The 17992-nt window shown below is 68.7% G+C and carries 19 protein-coding genes and 1 tRNA gene; 10 read left to right on the forward strand and 10 right to left on the reverse strand.

Features of this window, described 5'->3' with window-relative positions; translation table 11 throughout:
* Positions 1 to 59: 59 nt before the first annotated feature.
* The gene (gene prs / locus ACTF4R_RS06235) at positions 60 to 935 is read right to left on the reverse strand and encodes a ribose-phosphate diphosphokinase (RefSeq protein WP_440007036.1); all 876 of its coding nucleotides are present in this window, start codon (positions 933 to 935) and stop codon (positions 60 to 62) included.
* A gap of 284 nt (positions 936 to 1219) precedes the next feature.
* Between prs and ACTF4R_RS06240 the strand changes: the two genes are divergently transcribed.
* Positions 1220 to 1702, forward strand: coding sequence for a hypothetical protein (locus ACTF4R_RS06240; protein ID WP_440007037.1), 483 nt, complete (start codon positions 1220 to 1222; stop codon positions 1700 to 1702).
* 62 nt (positions 1703 to 1764) lie between these two features.
* On the opposite strand, the gene ACTF4R_RS06245 is transcribed toward ACTF4R_RS06240, so the two are convergent.
* Complete coding sequence (locus ACTF4R_RS06245; protein WP_440007038.1) at positions 1765 to 2571, reverse strand: HVO_0234 family beta-propeller protein; 807 nt, start codon at positions 2569 to 2571, stop codon at positions 1765 to 1767.
* Between the two features lie 202 nt (positions 2572 to 2773).
* Here ACTF4R_RS06245 and glmM point away from each other — a divergent pair, with 202 nt between their 5' ends.
* Positions 2774 to 4138: a phosphoglucosamine mutase gene (gene glmM, locus ACTF4R_RS06250; protein WP_440007039.1), complete on the forward strand. Its 1365-nt coding sequence runs from the start codon at positions 2774 to 2776 to the stop codon at positions 4136 to 4138.
* Positions 4139 to 4279: 141 nt separating this feature from the next.
* On the opposite strand, the gene ACTF4R_RS06255 is transcribed toward glmM, so the two are convergent.
* Positions 4280 to 4531 (reverse strand): DUF8075 family protein, encoded by a 252-nt coding sequence (locus ACTF4R_RS06255; protein ID WP_473965263.1) that lies wholly within the window; start codon positions 4529 to 4531, stop codon positions 4280 to 4282.
* A 103-nt stretch (positions 4532 to 4634) separates the two neighbouring features.
* On the opposite strand from ACTF4R_RS06255, the gene ACTF4R_RS06260 reads away from it, so the two are divergent.
* Complete coding sequence (locus tag ACTF4R_RS06260; RefSeq protein WP_440007040.1) at positions 4635 to 5231, forward strand: sulfite oxidase-like oxidoreductase; 597 nt, start codon at positions 4635 to 4637, stop codon at positions 5229 to 5231.
* A 45-nt stretch (positions 5232 to 5276) separates the two neighbouring features.
* Here ACTF4R_RS06260 and ACTF4R_RS06265 read toward each other — a convergent pair whose 3' ends face one another.
* Both ACTF4R_RS06265 and endA read right to left on the reverse strand, forming a co-directional pair.
* Positions 5277 to 6836: a tryptophan--tRNA ligase gene (locus ACTF4R_RS06265; protein ID WP_440007041.1), complete on the reverse strand. Its 1560-nt coding sequence runs from the start codon at positions 6834 to 6836 to the stop codon at positions 5277 to 5279.
* A 127-nt stretch (positions 6837 to 6963) separates the two neighbouring features.
* Entirely contained in the window at positions 6964 to 7989 is a 1026-nt protein-coding gene (gene endA / locus ACTF4R_RS06270) for a tRNA-intron lyase (RefSeq protein WP_440007042.1), read from the reverse strand.
* Between the two features lie 139 nt (positions 7990 to 8128).
* Here endA and ACTF4R_RS06275 point away from each other — a divergent pair, with 139 nt between their 5' ends.
* From ACTF4R_RS06275 to ACTF4R_RS06285, 3 genes are all read left to right on the forward strand, one after another.
* Positions 8129 to 8896, forward strand: coding sequence for a DUF91 domain-containing protein (locus ACTF4R_RS06275; RefSeq protein WP_440007043.1), 768 nt, complete (start codon positions 8129 to 8131; stop codon positions 8894 to 8896).
* Positions 8897 to 8950: 54 nt separating this feature from the next.
* The gene (locus tag ACTF4R_RS06280; RefSeq protein ID WP_440007044.1) at positions 8951 to 9271 is read left to right on the forward strand and encodes a HalOD1 output domain-containing protein; all 321 of its coding nucleotides are present in this window, start codon (positions 8951 to 8953) and stop codon (positions 9269 to 9271) included.
* A gap of 99 nt (positions 9272 to 9370) precedes the next feature.
* Positions 9371 to 10015 (forward strand): HAD family hydrolase, encoded by a 645-nt coding sequence (locus ACTF4R_RS06285; protein ID WP_440007045.1) that lies wholly within the window; start codon positions 9371 to 9373, stop codon positions 10013 to 10015.
* Here ACTF4R_RS06285 and ACTF4R_RS06290 read toward each other — a convergent pair.
* Both ACTF4R_RS06290 and ACTF4R_RS06295 read right to left on the reverse strand, forming a co-directional pair.
* Positions 10002 to 12344: a DEAD/DEAH box helicase gene (locus ACTF4R_RS06290; RefSeq protein WP_440007046.1), complete on the reverse strand. Its 2343-nt coding sequence runs from the start codon at positions 12342 to 12344 to the stop codon at positions 10002 to 10004. The two genes, ACTF4R_RS06285 and ACTF4R_RS06290, sit on opposite strands and share 14 nt — an antisense overlap.
* A 170-nt stretch (positions 12345 to 12514) precedes the next feature.
* Entirely contained in the window at positions 12515 to 12964 is a 450-nt protein-coding gene (locus ACTF4R_RS06295) for a hypothetical protein (protein WP_440007047.1), read from the reverse strand.
* Between the two features lie 191 nt (positions 12965 to 13155).
* On the opposite strand from ACTF4R_RS06295, the gene ilvA reads away from it, so the two are divergent.
* From ilvA to ACTF4R_RS06315, 4 genes are all read left to right on the forward strand, one after another.
* Entirely contained in the window at positions 13156 to 14367 is a 1212-nt protein-coding gene (gene ilvA, locus ACTF4R_RS06300; protein ID WP_440007048.1) for a threonine ammonia-lyase, read from the forward strand.
* Positions 14368 to 14426: 59 nt separating this feature from the next.
* On the forward strand, positions 14427 to 14807 hold the full coding sequence (locus ACTF4R_RS06305; RefSeq protein WP_440007049.1) for a Rid family detoxifying hydrolase: 381 nt from the start codon (positions 14427 to 14429) through the stop codon (positions 14805 to 14807).
* A gap of 7 nt (positions 14808 to 14814) precedes the next feature.
* On the forward strand, positions 14815 to 15003 hold the full coding sequence (locus ACTF4R_RS06310; RefSeq protein WP_113274688.1) for a DUF7981 family protein: 189 nt from the start codon (positions 14815 to 14817) through the stop codon (positions 15001 to 15003).
* Between the two features lie 41 nt (positions 15004 to 15044).
* Positions 15045 to 15126: transfer RNA gene (locus ACTF4R_RS06315), tRNA-Ser, on the forward strand.
* A gap of 56 nt (positions 15127 to 15182) precedes the next feature.
* On the opposite strand, the gene ACTF4R_RS06320 is transcribed toward ACTF4R_RS06315, so the two are convergent.
* The 3 genes from ACTF4R_RS06320 to argF form a co-directional block, all read right to left on the reverse strand.
* Complete coding sequence (locus ACTF4R_RS06320; RefSeq protein ID WP_440007050.1) at positions 15183 to 15350, reverse strand: hypothetical protein; 168 nt, start codon at positions 15348 to 15350, stop codon at positions 15183 to 15185.
* A gap of 42 nt (positions 15351 to 15392) precedes the next feature.
* Positions 15393 to 16910, reverse strand: coding sequence for a cell division ATPase MinD (gene minD, locus ACTF4R_RS06325; protein WP_440007051.1), 1518 nt, complete (start codon positions 16908 to 16910; stop codon positions 15393 to 15395).
* Positions 16911 to 16992: 82 nt separating this feature from the next.
* The gene (argF, locus tag ACTF4R_RS06330; protein WP_440007052.1) at positions 16993 to 17982 is read right to left on the reverse strand and encodes an ornithine carbamoyltransferase; all 990 of its coding nucleotides are present in this window, start codon (positions 17980 to 17982) and stop codon (positions 16993 to 16995) included.
* Positions 17983 to 17992 lie beyond the last annotated feature (10 nt).

Here is a 17992-nt window from a genome sequence, read left to right on the forward strand (position 1 = left end):
ACGAACTCCACTGGAGCGACGAGATAACGGCCGACGAGATAGCCGACCTGCTCGACTGACTACAGCGCGTCCGCGACGGTCGGCGCGACCGACACCGCGCTCACCGCGCCCTCGACGGTGTCGGTGCCGTACACGGCCTCCACTCCCGCGCGCGCCAGCTTCGTCCGGGCGTTGCTCGCCAGCACGGGATGGACGCAGGTGACGTACACGTCGCCCACGTCGCGCTCGCCGAGGAGGGAGACGGCCTCGCTCATCGTCGAGCCGGTGGCGATGATGTCGTCGGTGACGACCACGTCGCGGCCGGCGACGTCGGTGTCGCTCGGGCGCATCTCCACCTCGGTGTCCGAGAGGCGCGTCTTCTCGAAGTAGTCGGTGGTTCCCGTACCGTAGGCGTCCCGGACCGTCTCGGCGATGTCGAGCGCGCCGTCGTCCGGCGAGAGGAAGACGGGGTCGACGAGCTCGCCGGGCAGCGGTTCGGCGAGGCGACCGGCGGCGTCGACCGGTTCGGCGGGTACGTCGAAGAAGTCACAGACCGCGTCCTCGTGGGGATTGACGGTGAGCACGCGGTCGGTGCCGGTGCTGACCGCGCGAGCGACGGCGCGGGCGGAGATGGGGTAGCCCGGCGTCGGTCCCTCGTCCGCCTTCCCGGGCGCGAGCGGCCTGTCCTGGCGGGCGTAGCCCATGTACGGAAGGACTGTGACGACCTCCTCGGCACCCCACTCGCGCGCGGCGTCCTGCAACTGGAGCAGTTCGACGTGGGCGTCGCTGGAGACGGTAGAGGCGACGATGACGGCTCGGTCGTCCTGGAAGCCGGGCGCGCTGGCGAGCAGTTCGCCGTCCGGGAACTTGCGGTACGCCACGGACGCGAGCGGTTCGTCCAGTTCGTCGGCGAGGGCCGCCGCGAGCGACTGGGAGGCGGACCCGCTGAGTATCATAGAAGAAGGCTGGACGGCCCCGGTTAAACTCGTTTTCACTCCCCGTTACGGGCCCAACAGCATCGCGGCGGCTTCCGACTCGCGTCGCCTCTCGTCCGCTTCGTGGTCCTCTGACTCTTGGGACGTTTCTTCTTCTGATTCCATCGTTGTTTACAACTATCACGCTCTACAACTAAAGCGTGTTGGCGCGTTGACGACGTGGCGGAGACGACTCCCTCCGGATATATTTTATGTAGTAAAATAATAATATTTTATTTATCCGGCGGGGTATTAGTGTCGGCGCGATGGTTTCGGTAATTCGGCTCGACAGCGATGCCGCGGGGCTCGTCGACGAAGAGAATCTGACACCGGCAGAGACGGGCGTCGTCAACCTGCTGGTGAAGGACCGGTGTACTCCCGCGTACGTCGCCGATCAACTGGCCATCGAGCCGGGCACGGCCGGGGCGCTACTGAGCGACCTGTGCGAGCGCGACGTCGCCAGGAAGGTGTACCGCGGCCTGTACGAACTCGCGGACGGGACGCCGGACCCGCATCGCCGACCGACCGAACGGTTGCTCGTCGACGTCCCGTACGACGAGACGCAGTTCTCGCCCACGGAACGCGGAATCCTGAACCTACTCGGGGAGGGACGAGCCATCCCGGCCTATCTCGCACAGGAACTCGACGTGACCCAGGGTTGGGCGAAGGCGCGACTCCGCGACCTGTCGCAACCCGGCCCCGTGAGACGCGTCCATCGGGGCCTGTACGAACTCGATGCGCGACGATGACCGCGAGCAACGCTAGTGGGTGACGCCAGCCTGCGCGACTGCGAGCCTGTGCGACCGTCGGGTCACGCGACCGCGAGGCCGTTGACGTCGCGGAGGCCGATTCCCCGGTGTCGCCAGCCGTCACCGACCGTCACCAGGAACGTGCCGTCCGCGGCGACGACGTAGGTCCCCTCGCCGTAGTCGACGTCGGCGACGGGTCCGTCGACGGGGAGCGACTCCTCGCGCCACTCGTCGCCTCGCCGGGCGAACAGGGCGTCGTCGGTCGCGGCGTGGGCGCGCCCGGCGTCGGCACCGACGACGCGGAAGTCGCCGTCGAGCAGGTCACGCCAGCCGTTGCCGAGTCCGTAGAGACCGGTGCCGGTCGCGGCAAGCGGCGGTTCGGCGGCCGCCACGTCGCTTGCGTCGTCGAGACCGACGTGCTGGACGCCGTCGTCGAGCGCCCGGTAGACGCCGTCGGCGGTCGCCACGAGGTCGCCGTCGATGGAACGCACGTCGCCGACCGCACCGAGTTCTCGCCACCCGTCGTCGCCGTCCAGGCGTTCGACCGTTCCGTCCGGCGACGCCGCCAGGAGGGCGTCGCCGTCGAACCCGACCGCGACCGCCGGGCCGAACCCGAGGGGTTCGAACGCCCCGTCGAGCACCGCCTCGTCCGTGGCGACGGCGACCGCCGGTCGACCGTCCCGTCGCGCGTCGTCCGCGGTTCGGTCCCTGGCCGCCACGTCGCGAGCGGAACAGCGGTGTGCGACGCCGAACTCGCCGACGATGTCGTCCGACACCGACACGGTCACGACGCCGATGTCGGCGGCGACGAGGACCGTCGTCGCCTCGCCCCGGTCGTCGTACACGCGCTTCTCGTCGATGCTGACCATGTCCGGAACTCGAACCCGGGGATGCGAAAACGTTCGGATTCGGGTACTGGCTGCGGTCGCCGTCACCGTGCCGTCCCGCATTCGGGCGACGACGGTGCTCCCGACTGCGGAGGTGGTCGACCGCTCCCGACGTAGTATTCTCGTCGGCTGTTTTCGGGACTATTCGGAATCTCTTTGAATGCAGGGGCCTCACCTGGCGCATATGAAGGTGTTCGGGTCGAGCGGGACTCGCGGAGTCGTCAACGAGGAGCTGACTCCGGAGTTCGTGCTGAAGATCGCCAAGGCAGCCGGTACTGTCTGGCGGTCGGACCGGGTCGCGCTCGCGCGGGACACGCGAGCGACCGGGGACATGCTCGCGGACGCGGCCGCGAGCGGTCTCGCCAGCGTCGGTGCCGACGTCGACCGTCTCGGGATGGTGCCGACGCCCGCCGCGCAGGCGTACGCCGAGCGCGAGGGCGTGCCGGCGCTGGTGATCACCGCCAGTCACAACCCGCCGGAGTACAACGGCGTGAAACTGGTCGGGGACGACGGCATCGAACTCTCGGTCGACCACCTCGAACGCGTCGAGGAGAAGTTCCTCACGGAGGCGTTCGAGTCGGTTCGCTGGAACGAGACGGGCCACACCCACCGCGTCGAGGACGTACGCGACCGCTACGTCGACCAGTTGCTCGACGCCGTCGACCGCGAGGCCATCGCGGACGCCGACCTGACCGTCGCGCTCGACCCCGGTCACGGCGCGGGAGCGCTCACCTCCCCCGAGTTCTTCCGCCGACTCGGCTGCGACGTCGTCACCGCGAACAGCCAGCCCGACGGTCACTTCCCCGGCCGCGACCCCGAACCCGTCCCGAAGAACTTAGACGACCTCGGCCGCCTCGTCGAGGTCACCGACGCGGACGTCGGCATCGCCCACGACGGCGACGCCGACCGCGCCATCTTCTACGACGAGACCGGCGAGTACGTCGAGGGCGACGCCACCCTCGCCGCGCTCGCCGCCGCGGAACTCGACGCGGGCGACGCGGTCGTCTCGGCGGTCAACGTCTCCCAGCGCCTCGTTGACGTGGCCCGCGACGCCGACGCTCGACTCGAACTCACGCCCATCGGGAGTACGAACATCATCACCCGCATCCGCGAACTCCGCCGGGCGGACGTGTCCGTCCCCGTCGCCGGCGAGGGCAACGGCGGCATCTTCTTCCCGAACTACCGCCTCACGCGGGACGGCGCGTACACCGCCGCCAAGTTCCTCGAACTGCTGGTCGACGGTCGCGCCAGCGAGGTCGTCGCCGACTACGACGGCTACCACAACGTCCGCGTCAACGTCTCCTACGCCGGCGACGCCGAGCGCGACGCCCTGCTCGCGGCCGCCGAGCGCGCCGCGTCGGAGGCCGACGTCGAGGTGAACGCCCGCGACGGCTACCGCCTGGACCACGGCGACGCCTGGGTGCTCGCCCGCCCCAGCGGTACCGAGCCGATGGTCCGCATCTACGCCGAGGCGCGCGAGAGAGAGCGCGCCGAGGAACTCGCCGAGGAGATGGCCGAGACGCTGCGCGTCGCGAAAGCGAGCGTCTGAACGCCCGCCGTCGACCGCGGTCCGCACGCTACCCGGAACCGACTGTCCGACGAGCAGTCGGACGGTCGACCCGCGTGGCCCCTCGAAACCCCGGGCCGCTCGTCGGGGATTTCGGCCGCGAGACGCGTCGGTCGGCGGAACTCACGCCTCCTCGCTCCGTTCTTCTCCGTGCGCCACACAGAGGATGTCGCCGGTTTCCGTGTCGAAGAAGAACGCGTCGCCGGGTCCGATTCGCTTTCCGTCCTCGCCGCACCCGTCCGCGTGCTGCAGGAAGTACTTCCCCTCCTCGCGTCCGGTCTCCAGCCGCCCTGCCTGTGCGGCGAACCGGACGATTCCCTCCCCGATCTGCGTTCGCTCGGTCGAATCCGCCATCTCGAAACGAATGAGTGGCACGTGAATCCCCCGGCGACCTACGGGGACCGGGGGAATAAATCCGCGGACCGGCGCTTGCCATACGGTAACAATCACTATTGCGCTCGCCGACTACGGTGCGCCCATGGAGGATGCCACGTCGATCTTCGAGGAGTTCGGTGACGAACGGTTACCGCCGGGCCAGCGCCGCACGAAACGGTTTCCCGTCCTCTCGAAGAGCGGAGTTCCGAAGCGGGACGTGGACGCGTGGGAGTTCACGGTCACCGGAGCGGTCGAGGACGAACTCGCGTTCTCGTGGGACGAGTTCACCGACCTCCCGGCCGAGACCCAGCGCCAGGACTTCCACTGCGTGACGGGATGGAGCCGGTTCGACAACGAGTTCACCGGCGTGCCGTTTCCGACCATCGCCGAGCGCGCGGGCGTGCGCGACGACGCCGTCCACGTCATGTTCTCCGCGCTCGACGGCTACACGACCAACCTTCCGCTGGACGAGTGCATGCGCGAGGAGGTCCTGTTCACCTGGGAACTCGACGGTCAACCGCTCCCGTCCGACCACGGGGGTCCGCTCCGGGTCGTGACGCCGCACAAGTACGCGTACAAGGGTGCGAAGTGGGTCGACGGCGTCGAGTTCCTCACCGAACCGGAGCGCGGCTACTGGGAGAAGCGCGGCTACTCGAACACCGCGAACCCGTGGGAGCAAGAGCGGTACAGTTCGTGGTGAGCGCTACGACGCGCCGGAGCGTCCGCGAGGAGGCCCGCGAGCGGACTACTTCCGCGGAGAGTCGAGTTCCATATCGAGGTCCTCCAGGAGCTCCTCGGCCTCCTCGCGTTTCTCCTGGTGCTCTTCGAGGAACTGCTCCATCAGCTCGGCGGCCTGTTCCTTGCAGCCGCCACAGAGGCGCTCGCCGCCGACGCACTCGTCGTACACCTCCTTGGCGAACTCGTCGTCGTCGCCCGCGAGCAGGTAGGCGTACAGTTCGTACACGGGGCATTCGTCCGCTTGCCCGCCGAGTTCGCGCTGCTTCTCGGCCGTCTCGCGGCCGCCGGTGGTCGCGGCCTTCACCTTGTCGTACCCCTCCTCGGGGTCGTCGAGCAGGCTGATGTGGCTCGCCGGCACGGACGAGGACATCTTCCCGCCCGTCAGCCCGGTCATGAACCGGTGGTAGATGGACGATGGCGGGACGAAGCCGTAGCCGCCGTGGTCGACCTCGACCTCCCGGGACAGCTCCTCGGCTTCCTCCCGCGAGAGGTCGAAGGAGTCGACGTGCTCCTCGAAGACGCGCTTCTCGCCGTCGACGGCCTCGACGAGCGCCTCGAACGCCTCGTCGGTGGCGTTGCGGTCGAGGAACCGGACGCGCGGCCGCAGGGGCTCCATGCCGGCGTTGTCGAGCTTGTCGATGGTTCCGGCGACGACGGGGTCGGTCGCGTCCCTGACGTCGGCCAGCCACTCGGCGGCCTCCTCGCAGCGCGGTCGCTCGGGCTCCTCGGCGTACGATTCGCGGTTCTGATACGCTGCGGCGACGTGGATGCGCTCGGCGTCGGTCAGCTCGAAGCTCGCGTACGCCTCCGTCACGCCGAAGTAGCGCATCCGCGCGGCGAGGTCCCGGGCGAGTCGGACGTGGGGGTCCTGGTCGGGACCGACCGGGATGACGGTCGGCTTCGGCTCGTCCAGTTGCGGGTAGCAGATGTCGGCCATCTGCGTGACGACCGACTGCATGTGGGCGACGTCCGTCTCGCCGGAGAAGCCGTAGATGTTCTCGAGTTCGGAGAAGTTCGCCTTGCTCCCGAGTTCGAACGCGAGGTCCTGCAACTCGCGGTTCTCGGACTGCCGGTAGAGCGTCCCCTCCTCGGGGTCGAAGCCGAGCGCCACGAGCGAGAGGAGGTAGTCGCGGGCGTGTTCGTCGATTTCGTCCCACGAGAGCCCGCGAGCGCTGTGGGCCTCCAGGTCTGCGATGAGACCGTAGGTGTCCCCGCCCTGCTGCTGGTGCCAGATGAGTTCGTCGAAGACGAGCTTGTGCCCGATGTGGGGGTCGCCGGTCGGCATGAACCCCGAGAGCGCGGCGAACGGCTCGTCGTTCCGCATCGCCTCGGCGACCCGGCGGTAGTCCCGATGGCCGAAGATGACGCCCCGGCGCATCAGGTAGTGCGGGTCGGGCACCTCCTCGAGCAACTCGTCGAACTCCTCGATGCCGAACTCCTCGAACAGTTTCCGGTAGTCGGCGACGGTCGCCGACCCCCAGGGGTCGAGCGCGACCTGGTCGTCTCCCGCCGCCGTTCCGCCGTCGGGGAGCTTCTCCTCGCGTTCGCTATCGATGTCTCGTGTCATGGTGTGAGTCGGCCGACCGAGAGCCGCGTCGTTGTGCCCTGAATCGGGTCGGTTCGCGCAAAAACTATTCGGTCTCGGCGGGCGCGACGGCGCTCGACACCCGTCGGCGGGAACCGTCCGCGCTCTCCTACGGCGTCAGCCGATTCACGCCCACCCACGACACCGACTCGCCGTCGGTCAGGGCGAACACCATCCGCTTGCGGACGCCGTGGGCCAGTCGCACGTCGAGCGCCAGGTCGCGCGGGGAGAACACGTAGTCCGCGGGCAGCACGCGCACCAGGTTCTCGGAGTGGCCGAGGTTCTCGACCGACTCCACGTCGGCGTACGTCCGGAAGTCGGCTCCGAACTTGAACCCCGTCTTCGGAACGACGTCCTCCTCCCGCAACGTCCGGTAGACGGCCAGTCGGCGGTCGAACCGCTCGCCCTCGACGGTTCGGCCACGCTCGACGATGGCGTCGTACCCCCCGTCGACGGAGAGGACGCCCTCGGCGGCGAGGTGGGCAGCCTCCAGCAGCGACAGCTGGAGGACGTCGACGGCGCCGCGGTCGCCCAGCGGCTGGCCGTAGAAGGCGTCCTCGTGGACCGCGGCGGGCGGGTCCCACAGCAACACGTTGTCGGCCAGCAGCGCGCCCTCCAGACGCGCGGGCAGGTGCTCCTCGGTGTCGCCGGTCGGGTCCGGACGCTCGGTCTCGAAGTACGTTATCTCGCTCTCCTCGTCGACGACCGCCAGGACCACGTCGCCGAGTTCCGTCGCCGGCAGCGACTCGCGTTCGGAGACGACCCGGACCCGGTACAGCAGGTCGTCGCCCCACGGCCCGTCTCCGCGCGGGTAGACGACGAAGTCCGACCCCGGAAGGGGGTCGGGAACCCACCCCTTCCGGTCGGGCGAGAGGTAGAAGCCGCGCTCGCGGAGGTCGGCGTAGACGAGAAAGCGCGCCCCGAACCCGTCGCCCGTCGAGTTCTGGAGGAACTCGCGAAACCCCGCGCCGTCGACGGAGTCGAGGTCGCCGCGAAAGAGGAGGTGGGCGGCCTCGACCCGCGAGAGCGCCACGTCGTCGCCCCCGAGCGGTCGTCCGTACCCTCGCGAGTCGTAGTAGCGCTGGCGGGCGTCGCCGCTCACGACCACTTCGTCGTCGCGCAAACGTCCGTCCATACGCGCTCTTCCGGCGCGCGGCGTCATAGGTACTGCGACTCGGGCGCCGACGCCGTCCGCCGCTCGCCCGCCCTCCGGAATCGCTCCCACACTTCCCCCGTCCGCACCTTTAAATTGCAGAACGGGACCAGGGCGGCCCATGCCCGAGACGATACGCGTCTTCGCCGGCGACTGCACGATAACGTTCGGAGACGACGACCGCCGCCGACAGCGCGGGGAGGTCGTCGTCCTGCTGAAACCGGACGACACCCTGCTCGTCCACGACGTCGACGGGTACCAGCCCGTCGCGTGGCTCACCCGCGCCGATACCGCCCGCGCCGAGGTCGAGGACGGCACGTTCACGCTCGTCGCGGCGACGAACGACCGCCGGGTCCGCGTGGAGTGTCACACCTGCTACGGCATCTCCCGGTACCCCGGCTCCGAAGCCGGCATCCCGGTCGGCGACTGCCCGGACTGCGACGGGCCGCTCGTCCGCGCCGACGGGAGCGTCGCCTGCCTCGGCTGTTCGGTGGACCACGCCATCCCCCGCCGGGCAACCGTCCGCCAGGAGACCTGCGAATGCGGCCTCCCGACGATGCGCGTCGAGCGCGGCGACGCCTTCGACGTGTGCGTCGACCGCGACTGCGAACCGCTCGTCGCGGCGGTCCGCGAGCGGTTCGACCGCGAGTGGGACTGTCCGTACTGCGGGGCCGACCTCCGCATCCTGGAGCGCGGCGGCCTCATCGCGGGCTGTGAGGAGTATCCCGACTGCGACACCGGGTTCGGAGTTCCCGACGGAGCGGTCGTCGGCGACTGCGACTGCGGTCTCCCGGTGTTCGAGACCCGAACCGGTCGGCGCTGTCTCGACACCGACTGCGACGCGGAAGTCCCCCGCCAGCGCGACCAGCCACAGTCGAACCGCTCATAAGTACCATGAATGTGAAACTCGTATCCTTAACGATTCGAACGCCGTTAACGAAATATGACTAGCTCCGGCCCAGATGAGGAGCCAGCGTCTGCTGGCGAAGCGTGGGACGTCGACGTTCGTCGACACCACGACTGGGACAGCGAGGACCACGTCGGAACTGCGATCATCGCTGCCCTGGCGGAAGCCCTCGACGTTCCACCGCCCGAACTCACGCCGACGCTGTACGACACCGTCGACCCCTCGGCCATCGACGCGCTGTTCGCGCCGTGCGACGACGGAACCGAACGGTCGACGACGGGCCACGTCTCCTTTCGATACGAGGAGCGTCGCGTGGTCGTCGCGAGCGACGGAACCATCGAGGTCAAGAAACGGTGACGCCCGGTCGGTAGGCGTTCACCGTCGACGGGCGACGGTGGCGAGCGACGGACGTCCGACAGCGACAGTCCTACGATGCCGGGCCGCGTTGGAACGCCCGTGCCTACATTCGATGCAGTACTGTTCGACATGGACGGAGTCATCGTCGACTCGGAAGATTACTGGGTCGACATCGAAGAGCAGACGATCTTCCCCGAGGTCCTCGAAACCACGGTGTCCGCCGACGAGATAACCGGGATGAACTACCGGGAGATCTACGACTATCTCGACGAGCATTACGAGACGACCGTCGAGAAGTCGGAGTTCGTCGACATCTACGACGAGGCCGCCGAGGACGTGTACGGCGAACACGCCGCGCTGATGGACGGCTTCCGGGACATCGTCGCGGACCTGCGCGCCGACGGGGTCGACGTCGCGCTCGTCTCCTCTGCACCCCACGCCTGGATCGACGTGGTGCTCGAGCGATTCGACCTCGACTTCGACGCGGTCGTCAGCGCCGAGGACGTGGACGCGCCGGGGAAACCCGGGCCGGCCATCTACGAACACGCCGCCGAGCGGCTGGGCCACCGGCCGTCGGCGTGCGTCGCGGTCGAGGACTCCGAGAACGGCGTCGAGGCGGCGGTCCGGGCCGGTGCGGACTGCGTCGGCTACCGGAACGGTGCGAAGAAACTCGACCTCTCGGCGGCCGACGCGGTGGTCTCGACCCCCGAGGCGCTGCGCGAGCAGTTGTTCACTCGACCCTGACCGTCCGCGAGTCGGTGACCGGCACGAGCGGCAGGTCGGGGAACGCGACGCGGACGACGAACTCCATCTCCTCGGCGCTACCGCCGAACACGCCGACCGGGACCGATTCGGGGCCGTCGAGGTACGTCGTCCGGTCGGTCATCTCGACGCCGTTGACGGTCACGTCGATGGCGGCCTGCGCGCCGCCGCCCCGGTTGCGGACGGTCACTTCCTGCATCGCGTTCTCGCCGCGCGCGATGTCGTCGGGGAACGCGCCCCACTCGATATCGACAGCGGGCAGTTCTCGCACGCTTTCGACGACCTGCTCGGCGACGCCCTCGGAGAGCCCCGCCCGGACGAGGCCGTCCACGCCCGCTTCGCGCACGTCGGCCGGCGTCTCCAGGCCCTCGGCGGCGAGTTTGCTCGCCCGGCCCGAGCCGACCCCGTCGACGGCGGTCAGCCCGACGGCGGTCGACGAGACGCCGTTCTCGACGCGCGCCTCGACGCGGCGGGTGCGGTTGGCGGCCACGGGGCGGTCGAACCGCTCGAAGAAGGCCCGCAACGCGGAGAGGAGGCGGACGGCGTTCTGGCGGATGACCCACGCGTCGCTCCGGAGGTCGGCGGGGGTCGACCCGGTCATGCTCGACCGGAGGATGGCGAGTACCTTCCGACCGCCGGCCTCCAGGTCACCCGAGTCCTGCCCGACCAGCACGGAGTCGACGGCCTCGCGCTCCGACTGGCGCGCGCTGACGCTGTCGAACTCGCCGGCCCCGGCGACCGTCGCCAGGATGGCGTCGTCGTCGACCGTGGGCAGGTTGGCGAGGTCGGCGAAGCGCTCGGCGGTGTCGAGGCGGAGGTAGAACTTCGAGGCGAGCATGCCGAGCGGGGTGGCGGCGACGCCGAGGTCGTCGCCCGTCTCGACGAAGCCGCGGTCGACGAGGCGTTCGAGCGTGGCCCGGACGCGGTCGCGCAGGTTCTCGAAGTCGTACTGCTCGGGGTCGTTTTTCGCGCGGACGTAGTAGAACGTCGTCCGGAGCCAGTCCATCACGTCGTCGAGGTCGGCGATGGTTCCCATCGCTATCTCGGCGTTGAGGTGGGCGTCCAAATCCTCCGCGAGTCGGGACTCTATCTCCTTGCCCTCGCGCAGCAGTTTCCGGTACTTGTCGGCCTCGGCGTGGTCGCAGACGACCCAGCCGTAGCCGACGTCGTCGTACCCGGGTCGGCCCGCGCGTCCGAGCATCTGGAGCACGTCGAGCGGACTCATGTCCACCTCGCCCTCCAGGGGGTCGTGGAGCTTCGTGTCCCGGAGGACGACGCAGCGCGCGGGGAGGTTGACGCCCCACGCCAGCGTCGAGGTGGAAAAGAGGAGCTGTATCTTCCCCTCTCGGAACCACTCCTCGACGAGGTCCTTGTCGTTCTTGGAGAGGCCGGCGTGGTGGAACGCGACCCCGTCGAGGACGGACTTCCGGAGCGTCTCGTTCTCCAGTTCCTGGGTCTCGGTGTGGAAGTCGTAGTCGCCGCGCGCGCCGACGGAGAGGTCGCGTTCCGCTATCTCGTCGCGGGCCTTCTTGGCGGCCTGCACGGTGTCCTGCCGCGAGGAGACGAACACGAGCGCCTGGCCGCCCTCCTCGATGTGGGGCTCCGCGAGGTCGAGCGCGCGGTACAGCCGGCGGTACTTGTCGGCGAAGGAGTTGTCCCCGTGGGTGTAGGTCTTCACGTCCGCGTGGAGGTCGACGGGACGGTACTCGTCGCCGAACTCGAAGGTGGTCTCGGGCGGCGCGTCCAGCCACTCGGCGACGTCGTCGACGTTCGGCATCGTCGCAGAGAGCGCGACGATGCGGGGGTCACAGAGCCGTCGGAGGCGCGAGACGGTCACTTCGAGGACGCTCCCGCGCTTCTCCGAGTCGAGCAGGTGGACCTCGTCGATGACGCAGACGTCCACGTCGGTGATGAACGAGTAGCGCCGCGAGTCGTGCTTCCGGGTCGCCGAGTCGGCCTTCTCGGGCGTCATCACGAGGATGTCCGCGCGCTCCGCTCGCCGGGGATTGAGGTCGCGCTCGCCCGTGACGACGTAGACGGAGTGGCCGAGGTCCTCGAACCGCTCCCACTCGCTCTCCTTCTCGTTCGTGAGCGCGCGCATCGGCGCGACGAAGAGCGCGGTGCCGCCGTCCCGGAGCGCCTTGCAGATGGCCAGTTCCGCGAGCGCGGTCTTCCCGCTGGCGGTCGGCGCGCTGGCGACGACGTTGTCGTCGCTGTCGAGCAGGGCCGGCAGCATCTCCCGTTGCATGTCGTTGAACTCCTCGAACGGGAACGCCTCCGCGAACTCGGGGACCACCTCGGAGACCTGCATCGTTACGAAGGCAGGACGGGGGGTAGAAAGGCGTTTCTTTACTCGACTGTGGTTCGATTCGACAGGTCGGAACCCGGTCGTGACTAGCGCTGGGCACTTCGCACGAGTCGTCGAGGATTGGCAGGAGAATCCGCAGCCCGCCGAAGTAGGTCGACATCGAACTACCGACGCTACTCTTCCGGCCGGCGTGCTTCCGTCGGTTTGGTGGGTCGGTCCCGGCCGTATCGTACGCCCGCTCCGATAGCGAAGGCCGTCGTCCCGACGGCGACGGTGTACAACCCTGCCGAAAGGAGCAGTGCGTTAATCGCGCTGACTATCGTCGGCTCCTGGCCGAGTGGCGCGTCCGTGAGCGCGAACGAGAACGCGAACGGAAGTATTCCCGATGCGGCGAGGAACCAGCTCGTCAGCAATCCGCCGTTGACGTAGGCGCTTACTGCCGCACAGCCGAACGTGACGACGGAGAGTAGTTGGAAGTAGTGCGTGCTCGAAAGTCCCCGTCCAGCAGGCGTGTACAGAAGGACCGCGAACGAACTCGCGACGACCATTCCAACGCCGAAGAAACGAACCGACGTGCGACGATTCCGGCCGAGTAGGAAGGCGTGCATACGACCTGCGTCCATAACGATTATCCCCAATCGTAGCGGTAATAAGCCTTCTTCGCCCCCGACGGAGCGTACGACGTCGCCGAATCGCCAAGACGCACCGTCAGTGTGCAGATACGAACGCGAGAGGAAGCGTCAGTTGACGGCAGAAGCACACCTGTCGCCTCCGATTCCAAACCATAAAGAGACGCGAGAACCACCGACGGACCATGATAGAACTCGGGGACGTACTGGAGGCCCGAGAGCGAGTCGCCGAGACCTCTCGGCACACGCCGCTCGACTACTCGCACACGTTTTCGGACATGACGGGTGCGGCGGTCCACCCGAAACTGGAGACGTTCCAGCGCACGGGCTCGTTCAAGATTCGCGGTGCGACCAACCGCATCAAGACCCTCTCCGAGGCGGAGAAGGAGGCGGGCGTCGTCACCGCCAGCGCGGGCAACCACGCCCAGGGCGTCGCGCTCGCGGCGACGCGCAGCGGCGTCGACTCGAAGATAGTCATGCCGGAGAACGCGCCCATCTCGAAGATAAAGGCGACCCGGGACTACGGCGCGGCGGTCGTCCTCTACGGCGAGGACTACAACGAGGCCCAGGAGCGCGCCCACGAACTCGAAGACGAGGAGGGTCGCACCTACGTCCACGCGTTCGACGACGAGAAGGTGATGGCGGGCCAGGGCACCATCGGCCTGGAGATAGTGGACGACCTGCCGGACGTCGACACCGTGGTCGTCCCCATCGGCGGCGGCGGACTCGTCAGCGGCGTCGCCACGGCGGTGAAGGGTCAGATCCCCGACGCGCGCGTCGTCGGCGTTCAGGCCGAGGGCGCCTCCAGCGTCGCCCAGTCGCTCCAGAAGGGCGAACGCCACCGACTCGACAGCGTCGACACCGTCGCGGACGGCATCGCCACGCGGAGCGCCGGCGAGAAGCCGTTCGAGGTCATCCGGGAACGCGTCGACGAGGTCGTCACCGTCTCCGACTCCGAGATCGCGGTCGCGCTGACCTACCTCCTCGAACGCAGCAAGACGCTCGTCGAGGGGGCCGGTGCGGTGGCACTCGCCGCGACGCTGGGCGAGAAGTTCGACTACGTCGACGACGAGGTCATCGCCCCCGTCCTCTCCGGCGGCAACATCGACATGAACACCCTCACGACGGTCATCATGCGCGGACTCGTCGAGACGGGCCGGTACGTGAAACTCCGAACCGTGCTGAAAGACCGCCCGGGGTCGCTCCGCGAACTGCTGGACGTGGTGGCCGACGCGCGGGCGAACATCTACGCCATCCAGCACGACCGCACCTCCCGCGACATCGGGATGAACGCGACCGAGGTGGAACTCGACCTCGAAACGCGCGGTCCGGAGCACGTCGACGACCTGCTCGCGTCGTTGCGCGACAGCGGGTTCGACGTCGAAGTGCTCGTCTAGACGATGGCTTTCGCTCCGTTTTGACGTAGGTTTAAGTCCTGGCGAGCGAACTGTCTGTCATGAAGCGAGTTATCAGCACGCAGGACGCGCCGGAAGCGGTCGGAGCGTACAGCCAGGCGACGACTAACGGCGACATCGTGTTCACGGCCGGACAGATACCGATGACCCCGGATGGCGACCTGCTGGACGACGAGGACATCGCCGTCCAGACCCGCCAGAGCCTGGAGAACGTGAAGGGCATCCTCGAGGAGGAGGGGCTGACGATGCAGGACGTGCTGAAGGTCACCGTCTTCATGGACGACATCGAGGACTTCGACGCGATGAACGAGTCCTACCAGGAGTACTTCCAGGACAACCCGCCGGCCCGGAGCGCGGTCGAGGTGGCGAACCTCCCGAAGGGCGTCGGAATCGAGATAGAGGCCATCGCCGCCGCCGAGTGACCTCGCCGTGGACCCCCGCGTCAAGCACAGTCTGCTGTGGGGCGTCATCGGTATGCTCGCCTTCCTCGTGCTCCTGCAAGGGTACGAACTGTTCAGCGGCTACCGGTACGACGTCGCCGTGAAGGTCGGCGTGGCGCTCCTCGTCGCCGTCGGGGCGTCGACGCTCACCTACGTCGCCGACGGCGTCCTGTCGTAAAGGGAAGCCTTTAAACGCGACTCTCGGTTACCAACTGTTGGGCCGGGATGGCCGAATGGCAAAGCGCACGCCTGGAAAGCGTGTCCCCGTTAGGGGTTCTGGGTTCAAATCCCAGTCCCGGCGTCTTCTTGCGATTTCCGACCGCAAGCGCCGCGTCTCGTCGAGATGACACCTTCGAACTACGCTAGCGACGTGCCGACGCCCGCCGGTAGCGACTCCGTGGCGAACTCGACGGCGAACGCGGCGAGCAACTCGCCGCCGACGTACAGTATCGCGCCCGCCGCGAGCCCGAGCGCGAGCAGGACGAACAGCAGTATCCACCAGAACGGAACCGATTCTTCGGCCATCTCCCGAACACTACGTGTCGAAGAAACAACTTGTTTCCGGCGTCAGCGGAACAGCGACCCGATGCGGCCGAAGATGCCCGCTTCGTCCTCGTCCGCTTCGTCGTCCTCGTTCGCCATCGCGCCGAGTTCCGTCTGGCCAGGTTCGCCCTCCTCGAACGGGACGGCCTCCGGTTCGTCGTCCGCGTCGCTCGCCTGCCACGGCGCTTTCGCCGTATCGCCGGCCGATTCGGGCGCGTCCTCGGGCACCGCCGCGGCGTCGTCAGATGCATCGTCGGGCGCGTCGCCGGACTCGGCCTCGTCCGTCGCCGGCCGGTCGCTCGCCTTCGTCTCGTCGGGCGTCGGTGCCGAGGAATCGGGCGCGACGTCTCCCACCTTCGCTTCGGTCGCGGCGTCGTCCATCTCGTCGGTCACCCGGACGCGCTTCCCGTCCGTCGCGTCGGTCCGGTCGTCGAGCGGGTCTTCGGAGGCCGGGTCGTCGGTGCTGGCCTCGTCGTCCGCCTCGTCGGAACCGGTGGCGTCGACCGCCGTAGAGCCGTCGTCGCGGGACGTCGCTCCGGAGTCGTCCGGGTCGCCGCTCGCGTCCTTCTCGTCCGCCGGCCCGGACGGAGTCTCGTCGGCGGCGTCGCTCGCGTCCTCGTCCGGAGCGGAGGGCTCGGGGGCGTCGGCCGCCTCGACGATGCGCTCGTCGATGAGGTCGTGAACCGGGTCGGCGTCGAACGAGTCGGCGTCGCCCAGTTCCGCCTCCGCGTCGGCGAGCGCCGGCGCGGCGTCGTCGCCCGGTTCGGGGTCGTCGTCCGCCGCGTCCCGGAACCCGTCTCCGTCCTCGTCCGTCTTTGCCTCCCGGCGCTCCGTTTCGTTCGACCCGGCCAGCACTCCGGCGAGGTCGCGGTACGCGGCCGCCGCGTCGCCGTTCGGCGCGAACGCGGCGAGCGGTCGTCCGGCGTCGATGCTCATCGGGACGGTCTCGTCCGTCGGGACGACCGCCAGGATGTCGGTCTCCAGCGTTCCCTCCACGTCGTCGGCGTTCAGGATGTCGTCGCCGCGCTGGGTGAGCACCGCGCCGCGGACCGTGCCGCCGACGTGCGCGGTGAGTTCGCCCGTCTTGGCCGTGTCGCGCACCGAGGCGACGTCCGGCGTCGTGACGAGCAGGACGGCGTCGGCCAGCGAGAGGGGAAGCATCGTGTCGTAGCTGATGCCGGCCCCGGTGTCGAGCAGGACGAAGTCGTACTCCTCGCGGAGTGCCGCGACGACCTCCGGGAGGTTCTCCGTCTCTGACTTGGCGAACGCCTGGATGTCGGTGCTGCTCGGAAGGACGTCGACGTCGCCGGGGGCCTCGTAGACGGCGGCGGCGACGTTCGCCTCGCCAGCCAGCACGTCGTGGAGCGTCGCCCCGTCCATCTCGAAGTCGAGGAACCCGGCGATGTTCGCCATCCCCAGGTCCGTGTCGACGACGACCACGTCGGCCCCCGCCTCGGCGAGCATCGCCCCGAGGTTTATCGCGGTGGTCGTCTTCCCCACACCGCCCTTCCCGCTCGCGACGGTGTACACGTGTCCGGTCATATCTGTTACTTCGAACCCAACGAAGACATGTATATAAAGTTAGCCCGTCGAGAGGCGGCGTCCGACGCGTCTCGGACCGGACCTACCGCGAGTACTCCACGCCGCCCAGGTGCGCCAGCAGCGCCTTCTGGACGTGCAGGCGGTTCTCGGCCTGCCGCCAGGCGAGCGAGCGCTCGCTCTCCAGCACGTCGCCGGTGATCTCCTCGCCGCGGTGGGCGGGCAGGCAGTGCATCACCGCCGCGTCCGGGGCGCGTGCGAGCAGGTCGGCGTTCACCTGGAACCCCTCGAAGGCGGTCAGTTTCTCCTCGCGCTCGCCCTCGTCGCCCATGCTCACCCAGACGTCGGTGTAGACGGCGTCGGCGCCCTCGACGGCGGACTCGGGGTCGTGGACGACCTCGGGCGCGGGACCGCGCGCCGCCGCGCGTTCGAGCACGTCCGCGGGGAGTTCGTAGCCCTGCGGCGTCGCCACCGTCACGTCGACGCCCATCGTCGCGGCGGCGACGACGAACGACGCGGCGACGTTGTTCCCGTCGCCGACCCAGGTGACCGACAGGTCAGCGAGCGAGCCGAACTGCTGACGGAGCGCGAGCAGGTCGGCCAGCGCCTGGCAGGGATGAGCGAAGTCGGAGAGCGCGTTGACGACCGGGACGGTGGCGTGCTCGGCCATCGTCTCCAGGGTCCCGTGGTCGAACACGCGCGCCACGACGAACTCGCCGTAGCGCGACAGCACCCGCGCCGTGTCCGAGACGGGTTCGCCGCGGTCGAGCTGAGTGTCGTCCGGGCCGAGGAAGACGGCGTGACCGCCGAGGTGGGTCATCCCCGTCTCGAAGGAGACCCGGGTCCGGGTGCTGGGCTTCTCGAACAGCATCGTCGCCGTCGCGCCCGGCAGCACGGCGTGGGGTTCGCCGTCGGCTCGCGCCCGCTCGAACGCTCGCGCCGAATCGACGACGGCTCGGAGGTCGGCTTCGCTCAGGTCGTCGACGGTCAGGAAGTGCGCCGGGTCGGCGTCGACGTTCGGACTGCTGTTCGACGGCTGCTGTGTCGGGGTCGTCCCGTGGTCGTTCGGCGTCATTGGTTCGTGC

The organism is Halomicrococcus pelagicus (genome assembly GCF_051917725.1).
Lineage (GTDB): Archaea > Halobacteriota > Halobacteria > Halobacteriales > Haladaptataceae > Halomicrococcus.